Here is a 20,587-nt window from a genome sequence, read left to right on the forward strand (position 1 = left end):
GTAGAGAATAAAGTGATAGCGATGGGACATGAAATCGCAGAACTTCACCCTACCAAAGCCGCATACCACAAAATTAACGCTGAATTAACGTCGCCGTACGCCCCTGGACTGGACAGGCCGCCTCATGACGGGTCGGTGATGTCCTCGATCCAGGTGAGCGCCGCCACGCCGCTGGGCAGGCCCAGGGTAGGAATGGCCAGCATGGCCACCTGCTTGAGGGCCTCACCGGATTCGCCCTCCTCCAGGCCGCGACGCACATGGGAGTGCACCGCCCCCTCCGAGCGGGCGCCCACGGCCAGGGCCAGCTTGACCAGGCGTCGGGTCCGCGCGTCCAGGGGGCCGCTCTCGGCACAGGCCTTGCCCAGCGCCGCATAGGCCTCCCAGACCTCGGGATAGTCGTCCGCCACCTGTCCGGCACCGGAGGGAAGTTCCTGATTTGACATGAGATCGTCCTTCTGAAGATGAGTGGCCGAGTCAGTATAGGACAGCGGCCTCGGCCGTTGCCGCGCCCCCGCCCCACGATCGACGAGGGGCCAGCCCCACCGGGAGACTAGGCCCACCAGGAGAGCGGGCTGTGATGGATGGCCGCCCCGACCATGTAGGCGAACACCGCCACCGCGGCCAGCGCCGCCGTGCCGCGCACCGCCGGGGTTCGGCCACGCTTGATCGCCACCGTCCCGAGGACGATGTAGCCCAGCAGCGCGATCAGCTTGGCCGCGAGCCAGGGGTGCTGGTGGGGCCACAGCGACAGCATCACCATCAGCGTCACGCCCAGCGCCAGCAGGGTGGTGTCGATCAGGTGCGGCAGCACCCTCACCCAGCGGGCCCGGCGGATCGGCGCCTCGCGCACCGACCACCAGGCCCGCAGCGCGAAGAGGAGCAGGCTCAGGGTGGCGGCGGTGACGTGAAGCTGCTTGATCAGGGCGTAGTGTTCCATGGTGCTCGGCGCCAGGGTCGGTGACCGTCCTCATCCATCCTTGCCATCCACGCGGGGCGACAGCAGGGGCCCCGTATAGTGGAACAGGAAGATGCCGTAGGCCAGGCACCAGAAGAGGATGCCGATGCTGTAGGTCCAGTGGCTGACCTGCGGGAAGAGCGCCAGCACCGGCGAGCGCAGCACGGCGGCGGCGAGCATCAGGCCGAGCGCCACGCCGATGCCCGGCAGGGTGCGGATGGGGCGCGCGGTGTGGCCGAGCGAGACCCGCGACATCATCGCCAGCATCATGGTCCCCATGCCGCCGATGGTCAGGGCGTGCACGGCCAGCTCGACCCGGAACACGCCCAGCGCTGCCAGGGCCCACATCGCCAGGCCCACGGGGATGAAGGCATAGCTGCCGTGCAGGCCCCAGAGCAGCGGCTCGCGCCAGCCGTGGAGGCCACCCCAGCCGCCCAGGCGCACGGCGTTGGCCAGGGCGGCCAGCCCCATCAGGGCCGCCATCAGGACGCCGGGCAGCGTCACGCCCAGCATCACCAGCAGCTGGGCCGCCACCACGGCCATGACACTGCCCAGGGCCAGGCGCTCGAGGGCAGGACGCGGCGCCGGCCGCGGGCGCCCCAGGCCGTTGGCGGTGAACATGGCGATCACCCGGCCGCCCACCACCACCATCAGCAGGGTGACCAGCAGCACCGCCAGGTAGGCGGCCTGGCGAATCAGCGCGGCATCGCCGCGCATCACGCCCAGGTGCATGCCGAGGTTGGCGATGACCAGCAGGCCTAGGGCCGGCAGGAAGATCAGGTTACGCCAGCGCTTCGCGGCGATCACCAGCCGGGCCATGACGAACGCCACCGCCGGCAGGAACGCCAGGTCGACGAGCATCGGCAGCCAGGTCGGCAGCCCCAGCGGAAAGGCCATCGACAGGCGCCCCGCCAGCCAGACCCCGACCAGGGCCAGCAGCGGCCCGCCCTTGAGGCTGGGCAGCCCCGTCCAGTTCTGCACCGCGGTGAGCAGGAAGCCGGCCACCACCGCGGCGGCAAAGCCGAACAGCATCTCGTGCTGGTGCCAGAACATCAGCCCGCCGACGGGGCGCAGCAGGATGTCGCCGTGCCAGAAGGCCAGCCAGACGACCATCGCCACCACGCTGAACAGCGCGGCCAGCAGGAAGAAGGGACGGAAGGCCAGTCTCGCCACGGGCAGGCGCGACAGCGGCGAGGAGGGGTCGGAAGGGAGGGAGGACGGCATGGCTCGATACCCGACGAAAACGCTTGGATATATCCATTGTGCGCCACGCCCGCCCCCCACTTCCATGACAGGTATCAAGAATACTTCTTATAGCGTCTCAGTGGCTGGTGCCCTCCTCGTAGCGCGTCTTGTTCCAGACGTTGTACTTGCCGGAGGGCTTGCTCATGGGTATGCGCTGCTCCTCCTCGAGGGTCTCGGCGTCGTAGACGATCACCGCGCCGTCCTCCTCCCAGAGGCTCAGCAGCAGCTTCTCGCCATAACGGTCGAACTCCACGTGGGCGGCGGTCTTGCCGGGTTCAGGCGTCAGCGTCTCGACGATCTCCAGGGTGGCCTTGTCGATCACATGGACCCGGTCGCGGTGCGGGCCGAAGAAGACATCCACCCAGGCATAGGGCGAGTTGGCATGGCTGCGCATGAAGAAGCCGGGGCCGTCGGTCTCGAGGGTCTTGACCAGCGACCAGTCCTGCATGTCGATGATCGAGACCGCCGCCCTGGCGAGGTGCGGCAGCGCCATGACGCGGCGCCCCTCGTGCTCCCAGGTGATGCCCGAGCCGAGGTGCGGCATGCCCTCCAGGGGCAGGTCGGCCACCTTCTCGCCGCTGTCCAGGTCGATCACCATGCCGCCCTGGCCGCCCCGGGAGGCGCCGATCACGTGGCGGTAGTCCGGGTCGAAGAAGAAGTCGTCCAGGTAGTCCGGCACCGGTATGCGGCGCACCTGGAAGCTGGGCGTGTCGTGGGATCGCCGCGGCGCCAGCGGCGTCGCCATGTGCCCGGTGGACACCACCGGCTCGGTGGGCAGCGGCCAGGGGATCTCCCAGACCTCCTCGAGATCCTTGAGCGCGGCGATGAAGCTGCCCCGGGGCGGCGCGGCATAGATGGCGCTGACCCGGGAGCTCTCGCCCGCCTCACCCACTACGGGGTAGACCTTCATCAGGTCCAGGTTGTGGGCGTCGAAGAGCACCAGGGTATGGGGCAGGTAGTTGGCGGCCATCACGTAGCGCCCGTCGGCCGAGACGGCGATGTTGCGCATGTTGATGCCGGCGCGCACCTCGGCCACCACCTCGAGGTTGTAGAGGTCGTACTTGGTGATCCAGCCGTCCCGGGAGCCGAAGAAGACGTAGCGCCCGTCCGGGGTGTACTTGGGCCCGCCGTGCAGGGCGAAGCGGGTCTCGAAGCGGTGGATCCGCTCGAAGGTGTCGCCGTCGAGCAGGCTGGCGTGATGGTCGCCGGTCTCCACCACGATGAAGAGGTTGAGCGGGTCGGCATCGAAGCGCGGCGCGTCGGGCAGGCTGCCGTCGGGATGCGGGACGACCTGGCTCGCCAGGATGTCCGCCTTGTCCCATCGCGGCTCGACCGCCGGAGGGCGGTAGATCCACTCGGCCAGGGAGGCGATCGCCGCGTCGTCGAGGACCTCGCCGAAGGCCGGCATCTGGCTGGCCGCCCGACCGTCGCGGATCACCGCCTCGGCCGCCTCGGGCGTGAGCCGCGAGAGGTTGCCCGGCAGCAGCGCCGGGCCGATGCCGCCGAGGCGCGTCTCGCCATGGCAGGACGCGCACTGGGCCTGGTAGAGGGCACGAGTGTCGTCGGCACCGGCCGGCGCCATGACCGTGACCAGCACCGCCGCCGCCAGCGCCTGCAGGGACCGCCGAGGGGAAGTGACGCGTTTCACAGGGCGATCCGCTCCCGCGCCAGTTCCAGGGCCTCGCCCTCGATGAAGGTGGCCTCGACCGGGGCGGGCTGGGCCAGGGTATCGGCCAGGCGCACCACCTCGCCCACCACGATCAGCGTCGGCGGCTTCAGCCCCTCGCGGTCGATGGTCGCGACCAGCTCCCCCAGGCAGGTGGTCACCCGGCGCTGCTCGGGCGTGGTGCCGCGCTCCACCAAGGCCACGGGGTGGTCCGCGGGCAGGCCGTGGTCCTGCAGCTGCCGGCTGATCAGCTCGGCGTTGGCCAGCCCCATGTAGAAGACCGCCGTGTGGTGGGGCACCGCCAGGGAGGTCCAGTCCAGGGCGAGCTCGCCGTCGCCCTTGCAGTGGCCGGTGACGAAGGTGACGCTCTGGGCATAGTGACGGTGGGTCAGCGGGAAGCCGCCGTAGGCGGCGCAGCCCTGGGCGGAGGTGATGCCCGGGACCACCCGGAAATGGATGCCGTGCTCGATCAGCACCTCGGCCTCCTCGCCGCCGCGACCGAAGATGTAGGGATCGCCGCCCTTGAGCCGCACCACCCGCCGCCCCTCCCGGGCCAGGCGCACCAGCAGGGCGTTGGTCTCGTCCTGGGTCAGGGCATGGCAGCGCGCTGCCTTGCCCACGTAGAAGCGCCGGGCCCCGGGGCTCGCCAGGGCCAGGACCTCCCGGGAGACCAGGCGATCGAAGACCAGGCAGTCGGCCTGCTCGAGTAGCGACAGGGCCCGCAGGGTCAGCAGGCCCGGGTCGCCAGGCCCGGCGCCGACGATGGCCACCTCGCCGGGCGCCAGGGGGGCCTCGGCCAGGTCATAGGAAACGCGACGTGACGGCATGGCGGAGCTCCTCGCAAGCCTTACTGGATGTCGACGGCCGGGATGGCCTCGTAGGGGGCAGCAATGCGGCGCGCGGCGTCCTCCTCGACCCCGATCTCCCGGTTGGTCAGGTAGCAGCCGGGATCCTCCTCCCAGGGATCGCCGGTGACCTTCCAGGCCCGTACCCGGGTGTTGCCGTTGCAGATCGACAGGAATCGGCACTCGGCGCAGCGCCCCTTCAGGGGCCGCGGCCGCTGCCGGAAGCCCTGCATCAGCGGATCACGCGTGTCCCGCCAGATCTCGGAGAAGGGCGTCTCCCGCACGCTGCCCAGGTCGTGGTCCCACCAGAAGGTGTCCGGGTGGACGTGGCCCAGGTTGTCGATGTTGGCGATATGCTCGCCCGAGGCATTGCCGCCCCACTGGGTGAGGCGCCGCTCCAGGGCGTCGGCCCGGTCGGGGAAGTGCTCGTGGGCCCACATCAGCAGGAAGGGCCCGTCGGCGTCGTTGTTGCCGGTGACGTACTCGCGCTCGATGCCGCGCTCGAGCTCACGGCGGCAGTGGTCGAACAGCCGGGTCATGGCGTCGCGGGTCATGCGATGCCAGGCGTCCTGCTTGCTGTGGCGACGGCCGCGGCCGCCGTAGTTGAGGTGCGAGAGGTAGAACTTGTCGACGTCGTGCTCGTCGAGCAGCGCCAGGATGTCGTCGAGCTGCTCGACGTTCTCGCGGGTCAGGGTGAAGCGCAGTCCCACCTTGATGCCCCGCGCCTTGCACAGCTTCACCGCGTGCATCGACTCGCGGAAGGCGCCCTTCCGCTGGCGGATGGCGTCATGGGTGGCCTCGAGGCCATCGATGCTGATGCCCACGTAGTCGTAGCCGACGTCGGCGATCTCTTCGATGTTGGCCTCGGTGATCAGGGTGCCGTTGGTGGAGAGCCCGGTATAGAGGCCGAGCTCGCGGGCCCGGCGCGAGAGTTCGAAGATGTCGGGGCGCATCAGCGGCTCGCCGCCGGAGAGGATCAGCGCCGGCACCCGGAAGGCGTGGAGGTCATCGAGCACCGCGTGGGCCTCGGCGGTGGTGAGCTCCCCGGCGAAGTCGATGTCCGCCGAGGTCGTGTAGCAGTGCTTGCAGGTCAGGTTGCAGCGGCGGATCAGGTTCCAGATGACCACCGGCCCGGGCGGCTTGCCGGCTGGCGGGCCGGCAAGCCGCCCGGCGGGCCCCGGCTCGATCAGCGACTTGATGTAGCGGGTGACGCGGAACATGGCGTTCTCCTGCCTTCGTTACTCTTGCGGGGCGCGGCGCGACAGGCGCAGCCCGGTCTTCTTGAGGATGCGCGAGCTGTAGAGGATGCGGTGGTCACGACAGGCCTCGCCCAGGCGCTCGCGCAGCACCGCGGCCTGGCGCTCGACCTCCTCCCGACTTCGCCCGTGGAGCATGGCGAAGAGGTTGTAGGGCCAGTGGGGAAGGTGCCGCGGTCGGCGGTAGCAGTGGCTGACGCCCTCGATGGCGGCGACCTCCCGGCCCAGCCGGTCGATCTCGGCGTCGTCGACGTCCCACACGGTCATGCCGTTGGCCACGTAGCCCAGCCGATAGTGGTTGGGCACCGCGGCGATGCGCCGGATCACCCCGCGCTCGTGCATCGCCCGCATGCGCTCGAGCACCTCCTCGCCGCTCATGCCTACCCGCTGGCCCACCTCCCCCCAGGGGTCGGGGACCAGCGGCAGGCCGGCCTGGGTGGCCAGCACGATGGCGCGGTCGTGGGCGTCGAGACCCTGGTCATCGCGGACTGGGGCCTCCCTAGACCGGCAGGTGGAGACGGACATGGAACTCCTCCTCCTTGGGCATGTTGTAGACCGGCAGGCCGGTGGCCGCCTCGATGGCCTCGATCACCTCGGCGATCCGCGAGGGAGTCTCGGTGGCCAGCACGAACCACATGTTCAGCGTGTGCTCGCGGCGATAGTTGTGGGCCACCTCGGGGAAGGCGTTGACCGCCTCGCTGACCCGCTCGAAGTCGGCCTCCGGCACCGCCAGGGCCGCCAGGGTCAGGCCACCGCCCAGGCGCTCGGCGTGGTACATGGGACCGAAGCGGCTGAGCACGCCGGACGCCCGCAGGCGCGCGAGGCGCTCGAGCAGCGCGTCCTCGGCGACGCCCAGCTCCCCGGCCACCGCGGCAAAGGGCCGGGGCGAGAGCGGCAGCCCCTCCTGCAGCCGATTGATCAGGCGACGATCCAGGGCGTCCAGCTCGGCCAGGCTCATGCGTCGGGCTCCCGGACATACCGGCCGCCGCACTGGCGATAGGCGTGGGTGCTGAACAGCACCCGGTGCGGGATGTCGTCCAGGCCGAGACGCGCGATGGTCGACTCGAGCGTCGCGAGCACGCGCTCGCGGCGGGCGCCGTGGATCATGCAGAAGAGGTTGTAGGGCCAGTCGGGCAGCCGGCGGGGGCGCCGGTAGCAGAGCGTCACGGCGGCCTCCCGGGCCAGGCGCCGCCCCACCAGGGCCACGCGCTCGTCCGGCACGTCCCAGACCACCATGGCGTTGGCCTGGAGGCCGAGGCGACGGTGGCGGACCACCAGCCCGAGGCGCTTGATCAGCCCCTCGGCCTGCCAGCGACGCACGCAGGCCATCACCTCCTCCTCGGCGAGGCCGGCCTGATCGGCCAGGGCCTGCCAGGGGCGGGGCGTCAGCGGCAGGCCCCGCTCCAGCAGGGCGCGCAGCCGGCGGTGGGCCTCCGGCTCGCCGGACGGGCGGGCGGCCTCGGGGGATATCGGGGTCGCGGTGCTCATGCGCGCTCCAGTTCGGCCCAGGGAATGGGAAACGACAGGTCGATATGGAAGCCCTCCAGCATGGGAAGGCGCAGGATCGGCCGCCCCAGCTGGCGCTCCAGGTGGTCGAGCCGCGCCGCCAGGCTCGCCTCGTCCGGGGCGGTCATCACGAACCACAGGTTGTAGTCGTGCTCCCTCGCGTAGTTGTGGTTAACGCCGGGGGCGGCGTTGATGAGTTCTGCGAAGGCATCGCGCTCGACCTCGGGCACGGCCACGGCGGCGAGCAGGCTGGCGCCGGCTCGGGCGTGGTCGAAGACCGGTCCCACGCGGCTCAGCACGCCCAGCGCCTGCAGGCGCCCAAGGCGCGCGATCACCTCGTCCTCGACGGCACCCAGGCGCTCGGCGATCCGCGCGAAGGGTCGGGTACAGACCGGCAGGCCGCGCTGGTAGGCGTCGATCAGGCGACGGTCCAGCGCATCGAGCGCTTGAACCTGGTCATGCTGGGGTCGGCAATGCATCGGCACAGCTCACTCTTGGGTCGGGGGACGGCGGGCGGACCCCGCAGGGCCCGCCGCCGCTTCCCGCTCAGTAGATGTCGTGCTGGGTGTTGAGGACGTTGAACTTGCCGGTCGGGGTGACCAGGCGCTCGTCCTTGATCACCTTCTTCAGCTCGCGGGTCTCGTCGTCCACGACCACCAGCGCGGAGGTCTTGTCGGCGGTGTTCCACACCGAGAACCACACCTCGTCGCCGGCCTCGTTGTACTCGGGCTGCACGACGCGCTTGGGCCCCTCGCCCACGTCCGCCCAATCGGCGATGGGCAGCACCTCGTAGCCGGCCTCCAGGTCATTGACATCGAAGACCGCCACGCTCTGGCTGATCGCCTCGCCCGGGTTGAGGGCGGTGTCGACGTAGAGGTTGTCGGACTCGGGGTGGGTCTTGATGAACAGCGAGCCGCCGCCCTGGCCGTCGAGGGTGCGCACCACCTTCCAGGCGCTGTCGGGGTGGCCTTCCGGGTCGGTGCCGATCAGCTGGATGGTGGGGTCGCCCAGGTGGCTGGTGGCCCACACCGGCCCGAACTCGGGGTCGACGAAGTTGGCGCCGCGACCCGGGTGGGGAATCTTGCCCACGTCGACGATGGCCTCGAGCTCACGTTCCTGGGCGTCGATGACCACGATCTGGTTGGACTCGTTGGCCGCGGTCATGAAGTAGCGACCCGAGGCGTCCCAGCCGCCGTCGTGGAGGAAGCGGGAGGTGTCGATCTCCACGGTGGAGAGGGCATCGAGGTCCTCGTAGTTGACCAGCTGGACCTTGCCGGTCTCCTTGACGTTGACGATGAACTCGGGGTGCTGGTGAGAGGCCACGATGGCCGCGACCCGGGGCTCGGGGTGGTACTCCTGGGTGTCCACGGTCATCCCCCGGGTGCTGACGATCTTCAGCGGCTCCAGGGTCTCGCCGTCCATGATCACGTACTGGGGCGGCCAGTAGGCGCCGGCGATGGCATACTTGTCCTCGTAGCCCTCGTACTTGGAGGTCTCGACGGAGCGGGCCTCCATGCCGACCTTGATGGTGGCGACGATCCCCGGCTCCTCCATCCACAGGTCGACCATGTCGACCTTGGCATCGCGACCGATGACGAAGAGGTAGCGGCCGGAGGCGGAGAGGCGCGAGATGTGCACCGCGTAGCCGGTGTCGAGGACCTTGACGATCTCCTTGGTGCCCCCGTCGATCAGGGCCACCTGGCCGGCGTCGCGCAGGGTGACCGAGAAGAGGTTCTCGAGGTCCAGGTCGTTCATCTGCTCGGTGGGGCGGTCCTCCGGGGCCACCTTCACCTCCCAGGCCTCCTGCATCTGCGGCATGCCGAACTCCGGCGGCACCGGCGGCTCGTGCATGACGTACTTGGCCATCAGCTCGACCTCCTGTGCGGTGAGGTCGCCGGAGGTGCCCCAGTTGGGCATGCCGGCCGCGGAGCCGTAGGTGATGAAGGCCTTGAGGTACTCGAGCCCCCGCTCCTGGGTGATGTCGGTGGTCAGCGGCTTGCCGGTGGCCCCCTTGCGCAGCACGCCGTGGCAGCCCGCGCAGCGCTGGAAGTAGATCTGCTTGGCCTTCTCGAACTCCGCCTCGGTCAGGTCGGGGGCACCGGGGGTGCGCACGACCTTGGCGGAGCCGGGATCCACGGCCGACTCGGCGCCCTGGTAGGCCGCCTTGGACTTATCGACATCCTTGTGGCCATCCTGGGCCTGGGCCGCACTGATCCCCAGGGCGACGGTGGTCACCGCCACCGCCAGGGGCTTGAGATACCAGTGTTTCTTCATCATCGTTCCACCTCTGTCATGATCCTCGGATGCGCTGTCGCCAGGCCATGGCGTTATCGTTGTTCGACGGACGGCCACCGGCATCGAACCGGCCGATCGATGACCTTCCTGGGCCTGAGCGTGGCCCAATAACGCGCATAATTCATGCATCTTTAATGGATCCCGGCCCGCTTTCCCCGGCAAGGTTGACCTGCGTCAACGGCGCCCGGGCCTACCTCCAAAGGGGCGTTGCGGGCCCGGGAGGATCATGTTTGATGGGACCGGCAGGGCGACGCCTTGACCCGCGTCATGGCTCGACGGAGCACCTGCCACGAGACTGGGGCCAGCCCCGCCCGGAGGAGACGCCATGCCACTGCCCGCCCCCCACTCCCTGCTGCTGGCCCTCTGCTGGCTGCCGGTTGCGGCACTCGCCGACGAGGCCCTCGCCGACGCGGAACCTTCGCCGGCGCGACAGGCCGAGCTCGAGACCCTGCTCTACCAGGACTGCGGCTCCTGCCACGGCATGACCCTGCGCGGCGGGCTGGGTCCGGCGCTGCCCGAGTCGCGCATGAACGCCTATAGCCGCGACGGCCTGGCCGCGCTGATCCTCAGCGGCGTTCCCGGCACCGCCATGCCCGGCTGGGCGGGCCTGCTCAGCGAGCGGGATGCCCGCTGGCTCGCCGATCAGCTGCAGAACGACAACCCCCTGGATGAGTGAGCCTTCTCGATGACCCCACAAGGAATGGGCAAGACCCGGTATCTCCCGCCGCTTCGCCGGTCTCTCGCCGCCGTCTCGCTGCTCGCCCTGCTGGCCGGCTGCCAGGCCACCCCCTCCGACGCGCTGCACGGCACCGGCGACCTCGGCGTGGTGGTCGAGCGCGCCACCGGCAGCCTGGCGGTGGTGGACACCAGCGAGCGCCGGATCCTCGAGCGCGTCGAGGGGCTCGGCGACCTGTCCCATGCCTCGGTGAAATTCTCCCGCGACGCCCGCTACGCCTTGGTCTTCGGCCGCGACGGGGGGCTCACCCGGGTCGACCTGCTCACCGGCGAGATCACCCACCGGGTGATGCAGTCCGGCAACAGCATCGGCGGCGCCATCTCCCAGGACGGCTCGCTGGTGGCGGTGGCCAACTATGAACCGGGCGGGGTGCGGATCTTCGACAGCGCGACCCTCGCGCCGGTGGCCGACATTCCAGCCACCTACCGGGACGAGCACGGCGAGACCGTGCGCTCCAAGGTGGTGGGGCTGGTGGACGCGCCGCAGAACCGCTTCGTCTTCAGCCTGTTCGAGGCGGGCGAGATACGGATGATCGACATGAACGGCGAGACGCCCGAGGTGACGCGCTTCCCCGACATCGGCGACTCGCCCTACGACGCCTTGATCGGCCCCGACGGGCGCTACTACATCGCCGGGCTGTTCGGCGAGGACGGCCTGGCGCTGCTGGACCTGTGGCATCCGGAGGCGGGCGTCACGCGCATCCTGCCCGACTACGGTCGTGGCGAGGCGCGCCTGCCGGTGTACAAGATGCCGCACCTGGAGGGCTGGGCGATGGCCGGCGACGAGGCCTGGCTGCCGGCGGTGGGCCGACACGAGGTGCTGGTCGCCGACACCGACGACTGGTCGCTGGTGGGGCGCATCCCCGTCCACGGCCAGCCGGTCTTCGTGATGAGCCGCCCGGACGAGCGCCAGGTGTGGGTCAACTTCGCCCACCCCGACAACGACGTGGTGCAGGTGATCGATACCGAGACCCGGGAGGTCATCCGCACCCTCTCCCCGGGCGAGGCGGTGCTGCACATGGAATTCACGCCCAAGGGGGAGCATGCCTGGGTCTCGGCCCGGGACAGCGACCGGATCACCGTCTACGACACCCGCACCTTCGAGGTGCTGGCGGAACTCGACAGCGAATCGCCCAGCGGCATCTTCTTCACCGACCGGGCCCATCGCATCGGGCTCTAGCTCCTCTAGGCGAGCGCGGGCCGCTGGTCCTGCGACATTTTGCGTCAGCGGCGGTGGTGTCGGCGGCGCCATCAAAGGGGTATTTTACTTGCACCTTTAAAGACACCCCCCTGTCCACGGAGCCCTGCCATGCTGACGCCAGACCAGGAACGCCTGATCGAGGCCACCGCCCCGCTCGTCGCCGAGCACCTCGACGCCATCACCCGCTGCTTCTACCCGCTGATGTTCGACCGCTACCCCGAGGTGAAGCCGCTGTTCAACCAGGCCCACCAGGCCAGCGGCGGTCAGCCCCGAGCGCTGGCCGGCGCGGTGCTGGCCTATGTCCAGCTGCGCCGGGAGCCGCACAAGGCGCGCGACACCCTCGCCACCGTGGTCGGCAAGCACGTCTCCCTGGATATCCGTCCCGACCAGTATCCGATCGTCGGCGAATGCCTGATGGCCGCCATCGCCGAGGTGCTGGGCGAGGCGGTGACGCCGGAGATCGCCGCGGCCTGGAGCGGCCTCTACGAGGAGCTCGCCGGCCTGCTGATCGAGCTGGAGGACCATCGCTACCGGGAGTTCGAGCGGCGCCCCGGCGGCTGGCGCGGCACGCGCCGCTTTCGCATCGCCGACACCCGCCAGGAGAGCGTGGTGATCCGCTCGTTCGTGCTCGCGCCCGAGGACGGCGAGGCGGTGGCCGACTTCGTGCCGGGCCAGTACATCGGCGTGCGCCTGGTCGTCGACGGCGAGCCGGTCTACCGTCACTTCAGCCTCTCGACGCTGCCCAACGGCGAGAGCTATCGGATCTCGGTCAAGCGCGAGCCCCACGGCATCGCCAGCCGACACCTGCACGATGCCATGACGGTGGGCGACACCCTGGAACTGCTGCCGCCGGCCGGCGACCTGACCCTGGTGGAGGGCGAGGAGCCGCTGCTGCTGGCCAGCGGCGGCGTCGGCCAGACTCCCATGCTGCCGATCGCCCGTCAGGCGCTGGCCCAGGGGCGGCGAGTGGTCTACCTGCACGCCGCCCTGGACGCCGAGCATCATGCCTTCCGCGACGAGGTGGCGGCGCTGGCCGCCGAGCACCCGCAGCGGCTGAGGGCCGTGAGCGTCCACGAGCGTGGCGACGACGCCGTTCATATCGGGCGGGTCGACCGCGACCTGCTGGCCCGCTACCTGCCCGAGGGCGAACCCCGCTGCTACTTCGTCGGTCCCCAGGGCTTCATGACGGCCATCGACCGGGCCCTGACCACGCTGGGGGTGCCGGCCGAGCGGCGCCACTACGAGCACTTCGGGCCGTCGCGCCCCCTCGACGCGGCCTGATCATCTCAGGTCCCGTCATCGCCGGCCTCGGGCGTCGTGGAGGCGTCCGGGACACGCGGCCCGGGCGGGCCGGCCACCCGGTCGTAGTAGAAGGTGACGTAGACGATGCCGGGCGTCATCACCAGCCGCCAGGCCAGTTCGACGTCATCGTCGAAGCGGTCGTCGAAGCGACGCGCCGTCGCGACCAGCGCATCGAGCCACAGCGCATAGAGCCCGGGGCGGATGTCGAGGTGGGTGCGGCTATGGCTGATCGCCACCAGGTCCAGGTAGTAGTCGGCGTTGCTCGAGCCGTAGAAGGCCAGCAGGTGGTAGAAGGCCTTCTTGAGCATCGCCTGCTGGCGCGCCATGTCGGTGTGGCGGAACTTCTCGGCGACCTCTGGCGAGGCGGCGAGGAAGCGATCGTAGAAGGCCTCGAAGAAGCCTCGCCCCTCGACCTCATGGCCGAGCACCCGCGCGAAGCTGGCATTGAAGAGCGGCTCGATGTCCATGCGACCCCCGCGGGATGGCCCGTGTCGCTGAAGCCTAGGCCAGGCGCACACGGCCGGCCGCGCTGTCTCGACCCCGCATGACATGCATCAAGGGAGGGGCGCGAATAGTCGACTAGCATGGTCGGGTTTTCACCGAGAGGAGACTCGCCATGGAGCTCGTCTGCCCCGCCGGCAACCTGCCCGCCCTGAAGCGTGCCGTGGACGAGGGGGCCGATGCCGTCTACTTCGGCTTCCAGAACTCCACCAACGCACGCCAGTTCGCCGGCCTCAACTTCACCGACAGGCGCGCCCGGGAGGGCATCGACTACGCCCACGCCCGCGGCAGGCGGGTGTTCTGCGCCATCAACACCTACCCGCAGCCCGACGGCTGGGCGATGTGGACCCGCGCCGTGGACCAGGCCGCCGAGCTGGGCGTCGACGCCCTGATCATGGCCGACATGGGCCTGCTCGACTACGCCGCCCGCCGCCATCCGGCGCTCGCCCGCCATCTCTCGGTGCAGGGCTCGGCCACCAGCCATGAGGCGCTGCGCTTCTACCACGAGCAGTTCGGCATCAGGCGCGCCGTGCTGCCCCGCGTGCTCTCCATCACCCAGGTCCGCGACCTGGCCGGACAGAGCCCGGTGGAGCTCGAGGTCTTCGCCTTCGGCAGCCTGTGCATCATGGCCGAGGGACGCTGCTACCTCTCCTCCTACCTCACCGGCGAATCGCCCAACACCCGTGGCGTCTGCTCCCCGGCGGCCCACGTGCGCTGGGAGGAGACCCCGCAGGGCCTGGAGTCACGCCTCAACGGCGTGCTGATCGACCGCTACGGCGAAGGCGAGAATGCCGGCTACCCCACGCTGTGCAAGGGGCGCTTCGAGGTCGAGGGCGAGACCTACCACGCCATCGAGGAGCCCACCAGCCTCAACACCCTGGAGCTGCTGCCGGAACTCGCCGAGCTCGGCATCAGCGCGGTGAAGATCGAGGGGCGCCAGCGCAGCCCGGCCTACGTGTCGAAGGTCGCCGGCATCTGGCGCCAGGCCCTGGATCGCCTGGCGTCCGCTCCCGGGCGCTTCCATGCCGATCCCGCCTGGATGGCCGGCCTCGGCGAGGTCTCCGAGGGCCACACCACCACCCTGGGCGCCTATGAGCGCCGCTGGAAATAGGAGAGAGCCCATGTACGCCATCCCCACGCTCCAGCTGTCCCTGGGCCCGGTGCTCTTCTACTGGACCCGCGAGCGTTACGCCGATTTCTACCGCGAAGCCGCCGACTGGCCCGTGGAGATCGTCCACCTGGGCGAGACGGTCTGCTCGCGGCGACGCGACATGAAGCTCGACGACTGGATGGGTATCGGCCGCGAGCTGGCCCAGAGCGGCAAGCAGGTGGTGCTCGCCAGCCAGACCCTGATCGAGTCCGAGGCCGACCTGCGCGACCTGCGCAAGCTGTGCGACAACGGCGAGTTCATGGTCGAGGCCAACGACCAGAGCGCGGTGCAGCGCCTCTCGGCGGCAGGCCTGCCGTTCGTGGCCGGCGCCGCACTCAACCTCTACAACCCGGCCTCCCTCGCCGTGCTGGCCCGAGCCGGCATGCAGCGCTGGCAGGCGCCGGTGGAGATGTCAAAGGACGACTTGGCCCGGCTGCTGGCAGACTGCCGTGACCAAGGTCTCGACGCCCTCTGCGAGGTGTTCGCCTATGGCCACCTGCCGCTGGCCTGGTCGTCCCGATGCTTCACCGCGCGGCGCTATCAGAAGCCCAAGGACCGCTGCCGGTTCGTCTGCCAGAAGCATCCAGAAGGTCTCGCCCTGCGCTCCCAGGAGTCCCGGCAGGTGTTCACCCTGAACGGCATCCAGACCCTCTCCGGCGCCTGCCAGGACCTGCGCCACGAGATCCCGGGCATGGCCGAGATGGGCGTCGGGATCGCCCGACTGAGCCCACGCCCCGTGGGCATGGCCGAGGTGGTCACCGCCTTCGATGCGGCCCGGCGCGGCGCGCTGCCCGCCCCCGACCCGCTGGCGCTGGTGGAGGCCGAACTCTGCGACGGCTACTGGCACGGCCGGCCCGGCATGGACAACACTCGTGGAATGCCCGCGTCATGACCGGGCCGGTCCTGCGCCACTGAATCCGCAGGCTGAAGACGGGGCTCTGCCATGTATCTGACGCTTGCCGATATCCTGCTGGCCACCAGCATCCTGCAGTCCTTGGCCCTGGCCGCCTTCCTGCTGCTGCCCGAGACCTTTCGACAGGTCAGCAACCGCCTGCTGGCGGCCAGCCTCCTCGCCTTCGCGGCCGGCCTCGGCGAGGTCTTCCTCTATTCCACCGGAGTCGCCCTGCGGCACCCGAACCTGGCCTATCTGGGTACCCTGGTGGGCCTGCTCCAGGCGGGCCTGCTCTATCTCTATGCCCAGTCACTCATGTACCGGGAGTTCCGCCTCGTCCCCGGACACGCCATCCATACCCTGCTGTTCTGGGTGGTCTCGGCCATCTTCCTGGTGGAGTACTACCTGCAGCCCGGCGAGGTGAAGCTCCAGATACTGATGAGCCGTGACCATCCGGGCGTGCTGACCTCTCCCCTGCTGGCCGCGGCCATCCACCTGGTGTTCCTGGGCTACCTCTGGGCCACCATTCGCGCCCTCGGCCGCTTCGGCACCACGGTGCGCCAGCTCTTCTCGAACCCGGAGAACAAGCAGCTGGCCTGGCTACGCACGCTACTGATCGGCTACGCCTTCGTCTGGACCCTCAGCCTGCTCTACTGCCTCGCCGCGCATGTCTTCAAGAGCAATGCCAGCGCCCAGTGGGTCTCCGCCATCGGTGCCGTGACCGGCTTCCTGTTCATCAACTATCTGATCATTCACGCCCTGCGCCAGCCCATCATCTTCTCGGGGCTGAGCGCCGAGGAAGCACGCCTCGCCCAGAGCGACGGCGACCCGGACGCACCAGAGGAAGACGTGGATGATGAGCTTCTGCGTCGCCTCGCGACCCACATGACCGAGGCCAAGCCCTACCTGGATGCCAACCTTTCCGTGGCACAGCTGGCACGCCAGCTCGGTGTGCCTGCACGAGAACTGTCACGCACCATCAATCGGGGGCTCGAGAAGAGCTTCTTCGAATTCGTCAGCGACTACCGCATCGCCGAGGCTCGCCAGCGACTGCAGGAGGCCGATGCCAGCGCCACCATTCTGCAGGTGATGTACGATTCGGGCTTCAACTCCAAGTCGGTGTTCAACACGGCCTTCAAGAGGGCCACCGGCATGACCCCCAGCGCTTATCGCGCCCGCCACTGACACCACGACCGGCCATCAACCTTCCCCCTCGGCGTTCGATATTGCGAATCCCACGATAGAACCTTCAACAGGCTGATAAGAAAGGTTTTTTCCTGAGTTCGACTATGCGTGATCGAACGACCCGTGCGGCGCGGCTCCCTACCATGGAAATACAGTCGACATGCAGATCGGCTGACTCATCCACGACTCTGGAGCATGACGTCATGACACTGTCCCTTCGCAAGCACCTGCTGGCCATCATCACCGCCTCCGCCCTTGCCCTATCACTGGCGACGCCGGCGCTCGCCCACTGCGACGCCATGGACGGCCCGTTGATCACGGAAGCGCAGAAGGCCCTCGACTCGGGCGATATCACACCGATACTGAAATGGGTGCCGGCCTCGGACGAAGCCGCCCTGGCAGAGACCTTCGACAAGACACTGGAGGACCGGGAGCTCGGCGACGACGCCCGGGAACTGGCCGATCAGCAGTTCTTTGCCACTCTGGTGGAGATTCACCGTGCCTCGGAAGGCGCCCCCTTCACCGGGATCAAGCCGGCAGGAGCCATTGACCCAGCCGTTCGGGCGGCCGATCGCGCGCTGGAAGAGGGTGAGATCGATGCCTTCCTGGCGCGGGTGGTCGAGCAGTTCGAACAGCAGGCCCGCTCGCGCTTCGAGGCTACCCTCGCGGCAAGGCAGCGGGCCGACGAAAGCACCGAGCTGGGCCGGGAGTTCGTCGCTCATTACGTGGACTATGTGCACTACCTCGAGGAGGTGCACAACGTGGTCGCGGGTCTTGCCAGTGCCCACTGAGCATTGAGCCACTACTCATCCCGCAACAACGCATGGAGCAATAACGCCCCGGGCCACTCTCGTGACCCGGGGCGTTGCGTTCTAACGGCTGACGGTCAGCGGTGCACCATCCATCGCGCCGCTGTCAGCCGCACTTGGACCAGCCGCACCCGGAGTAGCAGGTGGGGCAGCCGTCCATCATGATCAGCTCGCCGTTGCACTCGGGGCAGTGGCCGACCACGGAGGGGCCGCCGCCGCTCTGGTCCTGAGCCTTGCGCTCGGCCTGCTCGATCTCCTCCGCCGTGGGCGGGTGCCAGGGATGGCCGTTCGCCAGGCGCTGGGCATAGCGGGTGACCAGCTCCTCCACCGGCACCTGGTTGCCGTCCTGGTCCAGGAAACCGCGGCGAAAGAGGATCTGCTGGATCGACCAGGCGATGGCCGCCACCTCGGAGTCATGGAACATCGGCTTGCCCCAGCGGTTCATGCCGCAGCGTACCAGGCCCTTGTCCCAGGCCACCTTGCGCAGGTCGGCGACCGCCTGGGTGACGTAGCCGCCCCGGGCGGCCAGCGACAGGCTGCGCATGGTCGCGGTGATCCACTGGTGCTCGCTGGAGAGCTGGCCCGAGGGGAAGAAGAACTCCACTGGACGCTCGATCACCACCCGCTTGCCGTTGAGCACGCCTTCCACGGGCATGAAGGAGACCAGCAGGTAGACCTTCTTGCGGCCCTCGGCCCCGACGTAGGAGATCTTCTCCGACACGGCCTCCAGGGTGCCCTCGGGGCGCGAGGGAATGCGCACCGTGAGCGGGTTCTCCTCGGGCAGCGGCGGCTCTTCCACCGCCTTCTTGACGCTATAGGAAACGATCTTGGAATTGATCTCGACGGCCATCAGCGGGCTCCTTCACTCGGTTGTTCGTTGACGCGGGGATGACGGACCGGCCGCTTACCACTTGCCATAGGTCCCCTCCTTGAGCGCGTCATAGAGGTTCGCCGCATTGTGCTCCTCGCCGTCGTAGATGACCTTCTCGTCGCCGGCCAGCTCGACGGTCTCGCCGTTCTCCAGCTCGAAGACGTAGGTGGTGTTCTTGAGGTCGTCCTCGCGCACCAGCACGCCCTGGAAGGCCTCGGGGTTGAAGCGGAAGGTGGTGCAGCCCTTGAGCTTGCTGGCGTAGGCGTCCAGGTAGAGGCCCTTGAACTCCTCGAAGGGGAACTCGGTGGGCACGTTGACCGTCTTGGAGATCGCCGAGTCGACCCACACCTGGGCCGCCGCCTGCACCGCCACGTGCTGCTTCGGGCTCACCGCGTCGGCGGTGATGAAGTAGTCGGGCAGGTCGCTCTCCACGGCGTCGGCGGCGATGAAGTGGCGGTAGGCAGCCAGTTCGAAGGAGACCACCTCGACCTGCTCCTTGGTCTTCTTGCCCGACTGGATGACGTTGCGGAAGTAGCGGTGCGAGAACGACGGCTCGATGCCGTTGGAGGCGTTGTTGCCCAGCGACAGGGAGATGGTGCCCGTGGGGGCGATCGAGCTGTGGTGGGTGAAGCGCGCACCGTGCTCGGCGAGCTGCGCCACCAGTTCCGGCTCCACCTCGGCGACCTTCTGCATGTAGCGGCTGTAGCGGGCGTGTAGGATGCGGCCCGGCACCTTGTCGCCCACCTCGTAGCCGTCCTGCTTGAGCTCGGGGCGCTCGCGCATCATCCGCGGGGTGATCTCGTAGTCCTCGGCCAGCGCCGGGGCCACGCCCTTCTCGCGGGAGAGCTCGAGGGCCTGCTTCCAGCCCTCCAGGGCCAGGTTGCGGCTCACCTCCTCGGTGAAGGCCAGCGACTCCGGTGAGCCATAGGGAATCTTGAGCATGGTCAGGGTGGAGCCCAGCCCCAGGAAGCCCATGCCGTGGCGACGCTTGGCCTCGATCTCGCGGCGCTGGCCGGGCAGCGGCAGGCCGCTGATCTCCACCACGTTGTCGAGCATGCGGGTGAAGATCGCCACCACCTGGCGGTAGCGCTCCCAGTCGAAGCGCGGCGCCTTGCCGAAGGGGTCGATGACGAAGCGGGTCAGGTTCACCGAGCCGAGCAGGCAGGCGCCCTCCGGCGGCAGCGGCTGCTCGCCGCAGGGGTTGGTCGCCCGGATCTCCTCGCAGAACCAGTTGTTGTTCATGCGGTTGACCTGGTCGATCAGGATGAAGCCCGGCTCGGCGAAGTCGTAGGTCGACGACATGATGGTGTCCCACAGCTCGCGGGCACGGATCACCTCGACGATGCGGCAGGCCACGCGGCCCTCGTCGTCCACCGTGTATCCCTCCTCGACCACCGGCCAGTCGCGGTAGATCAGCTCGCTCTCCTCGACGTCGTCCTTCTCGCCCTCGTGGAGGGGGAAGGCCAGGGGCCAGTCGGTGTCGTTCTTCACCGCCTCCATGAACTCGTCGGTGATCAGCAGGCTCAGGTTGAACTGGCGCAGGCGCCCCGCCTCGCGCTTGGCCTCGATGAACTGGCGCACGTCGGGATGGCCGACGTCGAAGGTGCCCATCTGGGCGCCGCGACGACCGCCCGCCGAGGCCACCGTGAAGCACATCTTGTCGTAGATATCCATGAACGCCAGGGGGCCGTTGGTCCCGGCCCCGGCGCCGAACACGAAGGCGCCCTTGTGGCGCAGGGTGGAGAACTCGTAGCCGATGCCGCAGCCCGCCTTGAGGGTCATGCCGGCATCCACCACCGAGTCGAGGATGTCGTGCATGGAGTCGCGGATTGTGCGCGACACGGTGCAGTTGATCAGGCTCACCGCCGGCTTGTAGGCCTCGGCCCCCGCGTTGGACATGATCCGCCCGGCCGGGATGGCGCCATTCTCCAGGGCCCAGCGGAACCTCGGCAGCCACTCCTTGGCCTTGTCGCCCTCAACCTCCGCCAGGGCACGCGCGACGCGGTCCCAGGTGGCGGTGACGTCCTCGTCCACGGGGTGGCCGTGACGATCCTTGAGGCGATACTTGGAATCCCAGATGTCGCGGGAGGGCGACTGCAGGGGCACCTCACTGGAGGTCTTGACGGCCTTGGCGGATGTGCTCATGCGGGGGTCTCCAGAGCGTTGTGGTCGG

Annotated in this window: 21 protein-coding genes; 7 read left to right on the forward strand and 14 right to left on the reverse strand. The window is 69.0% G+C overall.

What is annotated here, in order from left to right; genetic code table 11:
• Nucleotides 1-122: 122 nt before the first annotated feature.
• The 11 genes from BOX17_RS07145 to BOX17_RS07195 form a co-directional block, all read right to left on the reverse strand.
• Nucleotides 123-443 (reverse strand): carboxymuconolactone decarboxylase family protein, encoded by a 321-nt coding sequence (locus tag BOX17_RS07145; RefSeq protein ID WP_071943090.1) that lies wholly within the window; start codon nt 441-443, stop codon nt 123-125.
• Between the two features lie 107 nt (nt 444-550).
• Nucleotides 551-937, reverse strand: coding sequence for a SirB2 family protein (locus tag BOX17_RS07150; protein ID WP_071943092.1), 387 nt, complete (start codon nt 935-937; stop codon nt 551-553).
• Nucleotides 938-967: 30 nt separating this feature from the next.
• Entirely contained in the window at nt 968-2,179 is a 1,212-nt protein-coding gene (locus BOX17_RS07155) for an NnrS family protein (protein ID WP_071943094.1), read from the reverse strand.
• Nucleotides 2,180-2,276: 97 nt separating this feature from the next.
• Nucleotides 2,277-3,848 (reverse strand): nitrite reductase, encoded by a 1,572-nt coding sequence (locus BOX17_RS07160; protein ID WP_279626239.1) that lies wholly within the window; start codon nt 3,846-3,848, stop codon nt 2,277-2,279.
• Nucleotides 3,845-4,693, reverse strand: a complete 849-nt coding sequence (gene cobA / locus BOX17_RS07165) for a uroporphyrinogen-III C-methyltransferase (protein ID WP_071943097.1) — start codon at nt 4,691-4,693, stop codon at nt 3,845-3,847. Before cobA ends, BOX17_RS07160 begins: the two co-directional genes overlap by 4 nt.
• A gap of 20 nt (nt 4,694-4,713) precedes the next feature.
• Nucleotides 4,714-5,931 carry a heme d1 biosynthesis radical SAM protein NirJ gene (nirJ, locus tag BOX17_RS07170; protein WP_071943099.1) on the reverse strand — a complete coding sequence of 406 codons (1,218 nt, stop codon included), beginning with the start codon at nt 5,929-5,931 and terminating at the stop codon, nt 4,714-4,716.
• 18 nt (nt 5,932-5,949) lie between these two features.
• Entirely contained in the window at nt 5,950-6,492 is a 543-nt protein-coding gene (gene ahbB, locus BOX17_RS07175; RefSeq protein WP_071943101.1) for a siroheme decarboxylase subunit beta, read from the reverse strand.
• Nucleotides 6,467-6,925, reverse strand: a complete 459-nt coding sequence (locus tag BOX17_RS07180) for an Lrp/AsnC family transcriptional regulator (RefSeq protein WP_071943104.1) — start codon at nt 6,923-6,925, stop codon at nt 6,467-6,469. The genes ahbB (BOX17_RS07175) and BOX17_RS07180 overlap by 26 nt, the downstream gene beginning before the upstream one ends.
• On the reverse strand, nt 6,922-7,455 hold the full coding sequence (ahbB, locus tag BOX17_RS07185; RefSeq protein ID WP_071943106.1) for a siroheme decarboxylase subunit beta: 534 nt from the start codon (nt 7,453-7,455) through the stop codon (nt 6,922-6,924). The genes BOX17_RS07180 and ahbB (BOX17_RS07185) overlap by 4 nt, the downstream gene beginning before the upstream one ends.
• A complete protein-coding gene (locus BOX17_RS07190) occupies nt 7,452-7,952 on the reverse strand; it encodes an Lrp/AsnC family transcriptional regulator (RefSeq protein WP_071943108.1) in 501 nt (166 codons plus the stop codon). Before BOX17_RS07190 ends, ahbB (BOX17_RS07185) begins: the two co-directional genes overlap by 4 nt.
• A gap of 67 nt (nt 7,953-8,019) precedes the next feature.
• On the reverse strand, nt 8,020-9,750 hold the full coding sequence (locus BOX17_RS07195) for a cytochrome D1 domain-containing protein (protein ID WP_425268706.1): 1,731 nt from the start codon (nt 9,748-9,750) through the stop codon (nt 8,020-8,022).
• A 343-nt stretch (nt 9,751-10,093) separates the two neighbouring features.
• Between BOX17_RS07195 and BOX17_RS07200 the strand changes: the two genes are divergently transcribed.
• The 3 genes from BOX17_RS07200 to BOX17_RS07210 all read left to right on the forward strand — a co-directional run bounded on the left by BOX17_RS07200 (nt 10,094) and on the right by BOX17_RS07210 (nt 12,985).
• On the forward strand, nt 10,094-10,444 hold the full coding sequence (locus BOX17_RS07200) for a c-type cytochrome (RefSeq protein ID WP_071943110.1): 351 nt from the start codon (nt 10,094-10,096) through the stop codon (nt 10,442-10,444).
• Between the two features lie 9 nt (nt 10,445-10,453).
• Nucleotides 10,454-11,683 (forward strand): cytochrome D1 domain-containing protein, encoded by a 1,230-nt coding sequence (locus BOX17_RS07205; protein ID WP_279626240.1) that lies wholly within the window; start codon nt 10,454-10,456, stop codon nt 11,681-11,683.
• 129 nt (nt 11,684-11,812) lie between these two features.
• The gene (locus BOX17_RS07210) at nt 11,813-12,985 is read left to right on the forward strand and encodes a globin domain-containing protein (protein WP_071943114.1); all 1,173 of its coding nucleotides are present in this window, start codon (nt 11,813-11,815) and stop codon (nt 12,983-12,985) included.
• A gap of 5 nt (nt 12,986-12,990) precedes the next feature.
• On the opposite strand, the gene BOX17_RS07215 is transcribed toward BOX17_RS07210, so the two are convergent.
• Complete coding sequence (locus BOX17_RS07215; protein WP_071943117.1) at nt 12,991-13,473, reverse strand: globin; 483 nt, start codon at nt 13,471-13,473, stop codon at nt 12,991-12,993.
• Nucleotides 13,474-13,622: 149 nt separating this feature from the next.
• Here BOX17_RS07215 and ubiU point away from each other — a divergent pair, with 149 nt between their 5' ends.
• The 4 genes from ubiU (at nt 13,623) to BOX17_RS07235 (ending at nt 17,525) form a co-directional block, all read left to right on the forward strand.
• A complete protein-coding gene (ubiU, locus tag BOX17_RS07220; protein ID WP_071943119.1) occupies nt 13,623-14,618 on the forward strand; it encodes a ubiquinone anaerobic biosynthesis protein UbiU in 996 nt (331 codons plus the stop codon).
• A 10-nt stretch (nt 14,619-14,628) separates the two neighbouring features.
• A complete protein-coding gene (locus BOX17_RS07225) occupies nt 14,629-15,549 on the forward strand; it encodes a U32 family peptidase (protein ID WP_071943121.1) in 921 nt (306 codons plus the stop codon).
• 51 nt (nt 15,550-15,600) lie between these two features.
• Nucleotides 15,601-16,734 (forward strand): helix-turn-helix domain-containing protein, encoded by a 1,134-nt coding sequence (locus BOX17_RS07230; RefSeq protein ID WP_071943123.1) that lies wholly within the window; start codon nt 15,601-15,603, stop codon nt 16,732-16,734.
• 203 nt (nt 16,735-16,937) lie between these two features.
• Nucleotides 16,938-17,525: a DUF6448 family protein gene (locus tag BOX17_RS07235; RefSeq protein ID WP_071943125.1), complete on the forward strand. Its 588-nt coding sequence runs from the start codon at nt 16,938-16,940 to the stop codon at nt 17,523-17,525.
• A gap of 124 nt (nt 17,526-17,649) precedes the next feature.
• Here the strand turns inward: BOX17_RS07235 and BOX17_RS07240 are convergent, their stop codons facing one another.
• Nucleotides 17,650-18,393 (reverse strand): ribonucleoside-diphosphate reductase, encoded by a 744-nt coding sequence (locus BOX17_RS07240; RefSeq protein ID WP_071943127.1) that lies wholly within the window; start codon nt 18,391-18,393, stop codon nt 17,650-17,652.
• 54 nt (nt 18,394-18,447) lie between these two features.
• Nucleotides 18,448-20,559 (reverse strand): adenosylcobalamin-dependent ribonucleoside-diphosphate reductase, encoded by a 2,112-nt coding sequence (locus BOX17_RS07245; RefSeq protein WP_071943129.1) that lies wholly within the window; start codon nt 20,557-20,559, stop codon nt 18,448-18,450.
• Between the last annotated feature and the right edge of the window lie 28 nt (nt 20,560-20,587).

The sequence above is a fragment of the Halomonas aestuarii genome, from assembly GCF_001886615.1.
Classification (GTDB): Bacteria; Pseudomonadota; Gammaproteobacteria; order Pseudomonadales; family Halomonadaceae; genus Halomonas; species Halomonas aestuarii.

Coding starts and splice junctions, on each gene's coding strand:
- BOX17_RS07150 (WP_071943092.1), bottom strand. CDS start 937: ATGGAACACTACGCCCTGATCAAGCAGCTTCACGTCACCGCCGCCACC.
- BOX17_RS07210 (WP_071943114.1), top strand. CDS start 11,813: ATGCTGACGCCAGACCAGGAACGCCTGATCGAGGCCACCGCCCCGCTC.
- BOX17_RS07230 (WP_071943123.1), top strand. CDS start 15,601: ATGTATCTGACGCTTGCCGATATCCTGCTGGCCACCAGCATCCTGCAG.
- ahbB (WP_071943106.1), bottom strand. CDS start 7,455: ATGAGCACCGCGACCCCGATATCCCCCGAGGCCGCCCGCCCGTCCGGC.
- BOX17_RS07245 (WP_071943129.1), bottom strand. CDS start 20,559: ATGAGCACATCCGCCAAGGCCGTCAAGACCTCCAGTGAGGTGCCCCTG.
- ubiU (WP_071943119.1), top strand. CDS start 13,623: ATGGAGCTCGTCTGCCCCGCCGGCAACCTGCCCGCCCTGAAGCGTGCC.
- BOX17_RS07190 (WP_071943108.1), bottom strand. CDS start 7,952: ATGCATTGCCGACCCCAGCATGACCAGGTTCAAGCGCTCGATGCGCTG.
- BOX17_RS07225 (WP_071943121.1), top strand. CDS start 14,629: ATGTACGCCATCCCCACGCTCCAGCTGTCCCTGGGCCCGGTGCTCTTC.
- BOX17_RS07145 (WP_071943090.1), bottom strand. CDS start 443: ATGTCAAATCAGGAACTTCCCTCCGGTGCCGGACAGGTGGCGGACGAC.
- BOX17_RS07215 (WP_071943117.1), bottom strand. CDS start 13,473: ATGGACATCGAGCCGCTCTTCAATGCCAGCTTCGCGCGGGTGCTCGGC.
- BOX17_RS07240 (WP_071943127.1), bottom strand. CDS start 18,393: ATGGCCGTCGAGATCAATTCCAAGATCGTTTCCTATAGCGTCAAGAAG.
- BOX17_RS07235 (WP_071943125.1), top strand. CDS start 16,938: ATGACACTGTCCCTTCGCAAGCACCTGCTGGCCATCATCACCGCCTCC.
- ahbB (WP_071943101.1), bottom strand. CDS start 6,492: ATGTCCGTCTCCACCTGCCGGTCTAGGGAGGCCCCAGTCCGCGATGAC.
- BOX17_RS07155 (WP_071943094.1), bottom strand. CDS start 2,179: ATGCCGTCCTCCCTCCCTTCCGACCCCTCCTCGCCGCTGTCGCGCCTG.
- BOX17_RS07195 (WP_425268706.1), bottom strand. CDS start 9,750: ATGATGAAGAAACACTGGTATCTCAAGCCCCTGGCGGTGGCGGTGACC.
- nirJ (WP_071943099.1), bottom strand. CDS start 5,931: ATGTTCCGCGTCACCCGCTACATCAAGTCGCTGATCGAGCCGGGGCCC.
- BOX17_RS07180 (WP_071943104.1), bottom strand. CDS start 6,925: ATGAGCCTGGCCGAGCTGGACGCCCTGGATCGTCGCCTGATCAATCGG.
- BOX17_RS07205 (WP_279626240.1), top strand. CDS start 10,454: ATGACCCCACAAGGAATGGGCAAGACCCGGTATCTCCCGCCGCTTCGC.
- cobA (WP_071943097.1), bottom strand. CDS start 4,693: ATGCCGTCACGTCGCGTTTCCTATGACCTGGCCGAGGCCCCCCTGGCG.
- BOX17_RS07200 (WP_071943110.1), top strand. CDS start 10,094: ATGCCACTGCCCGCCCCCCACTCCCTGCTGCTGGCCCTCTGCTGGCTG.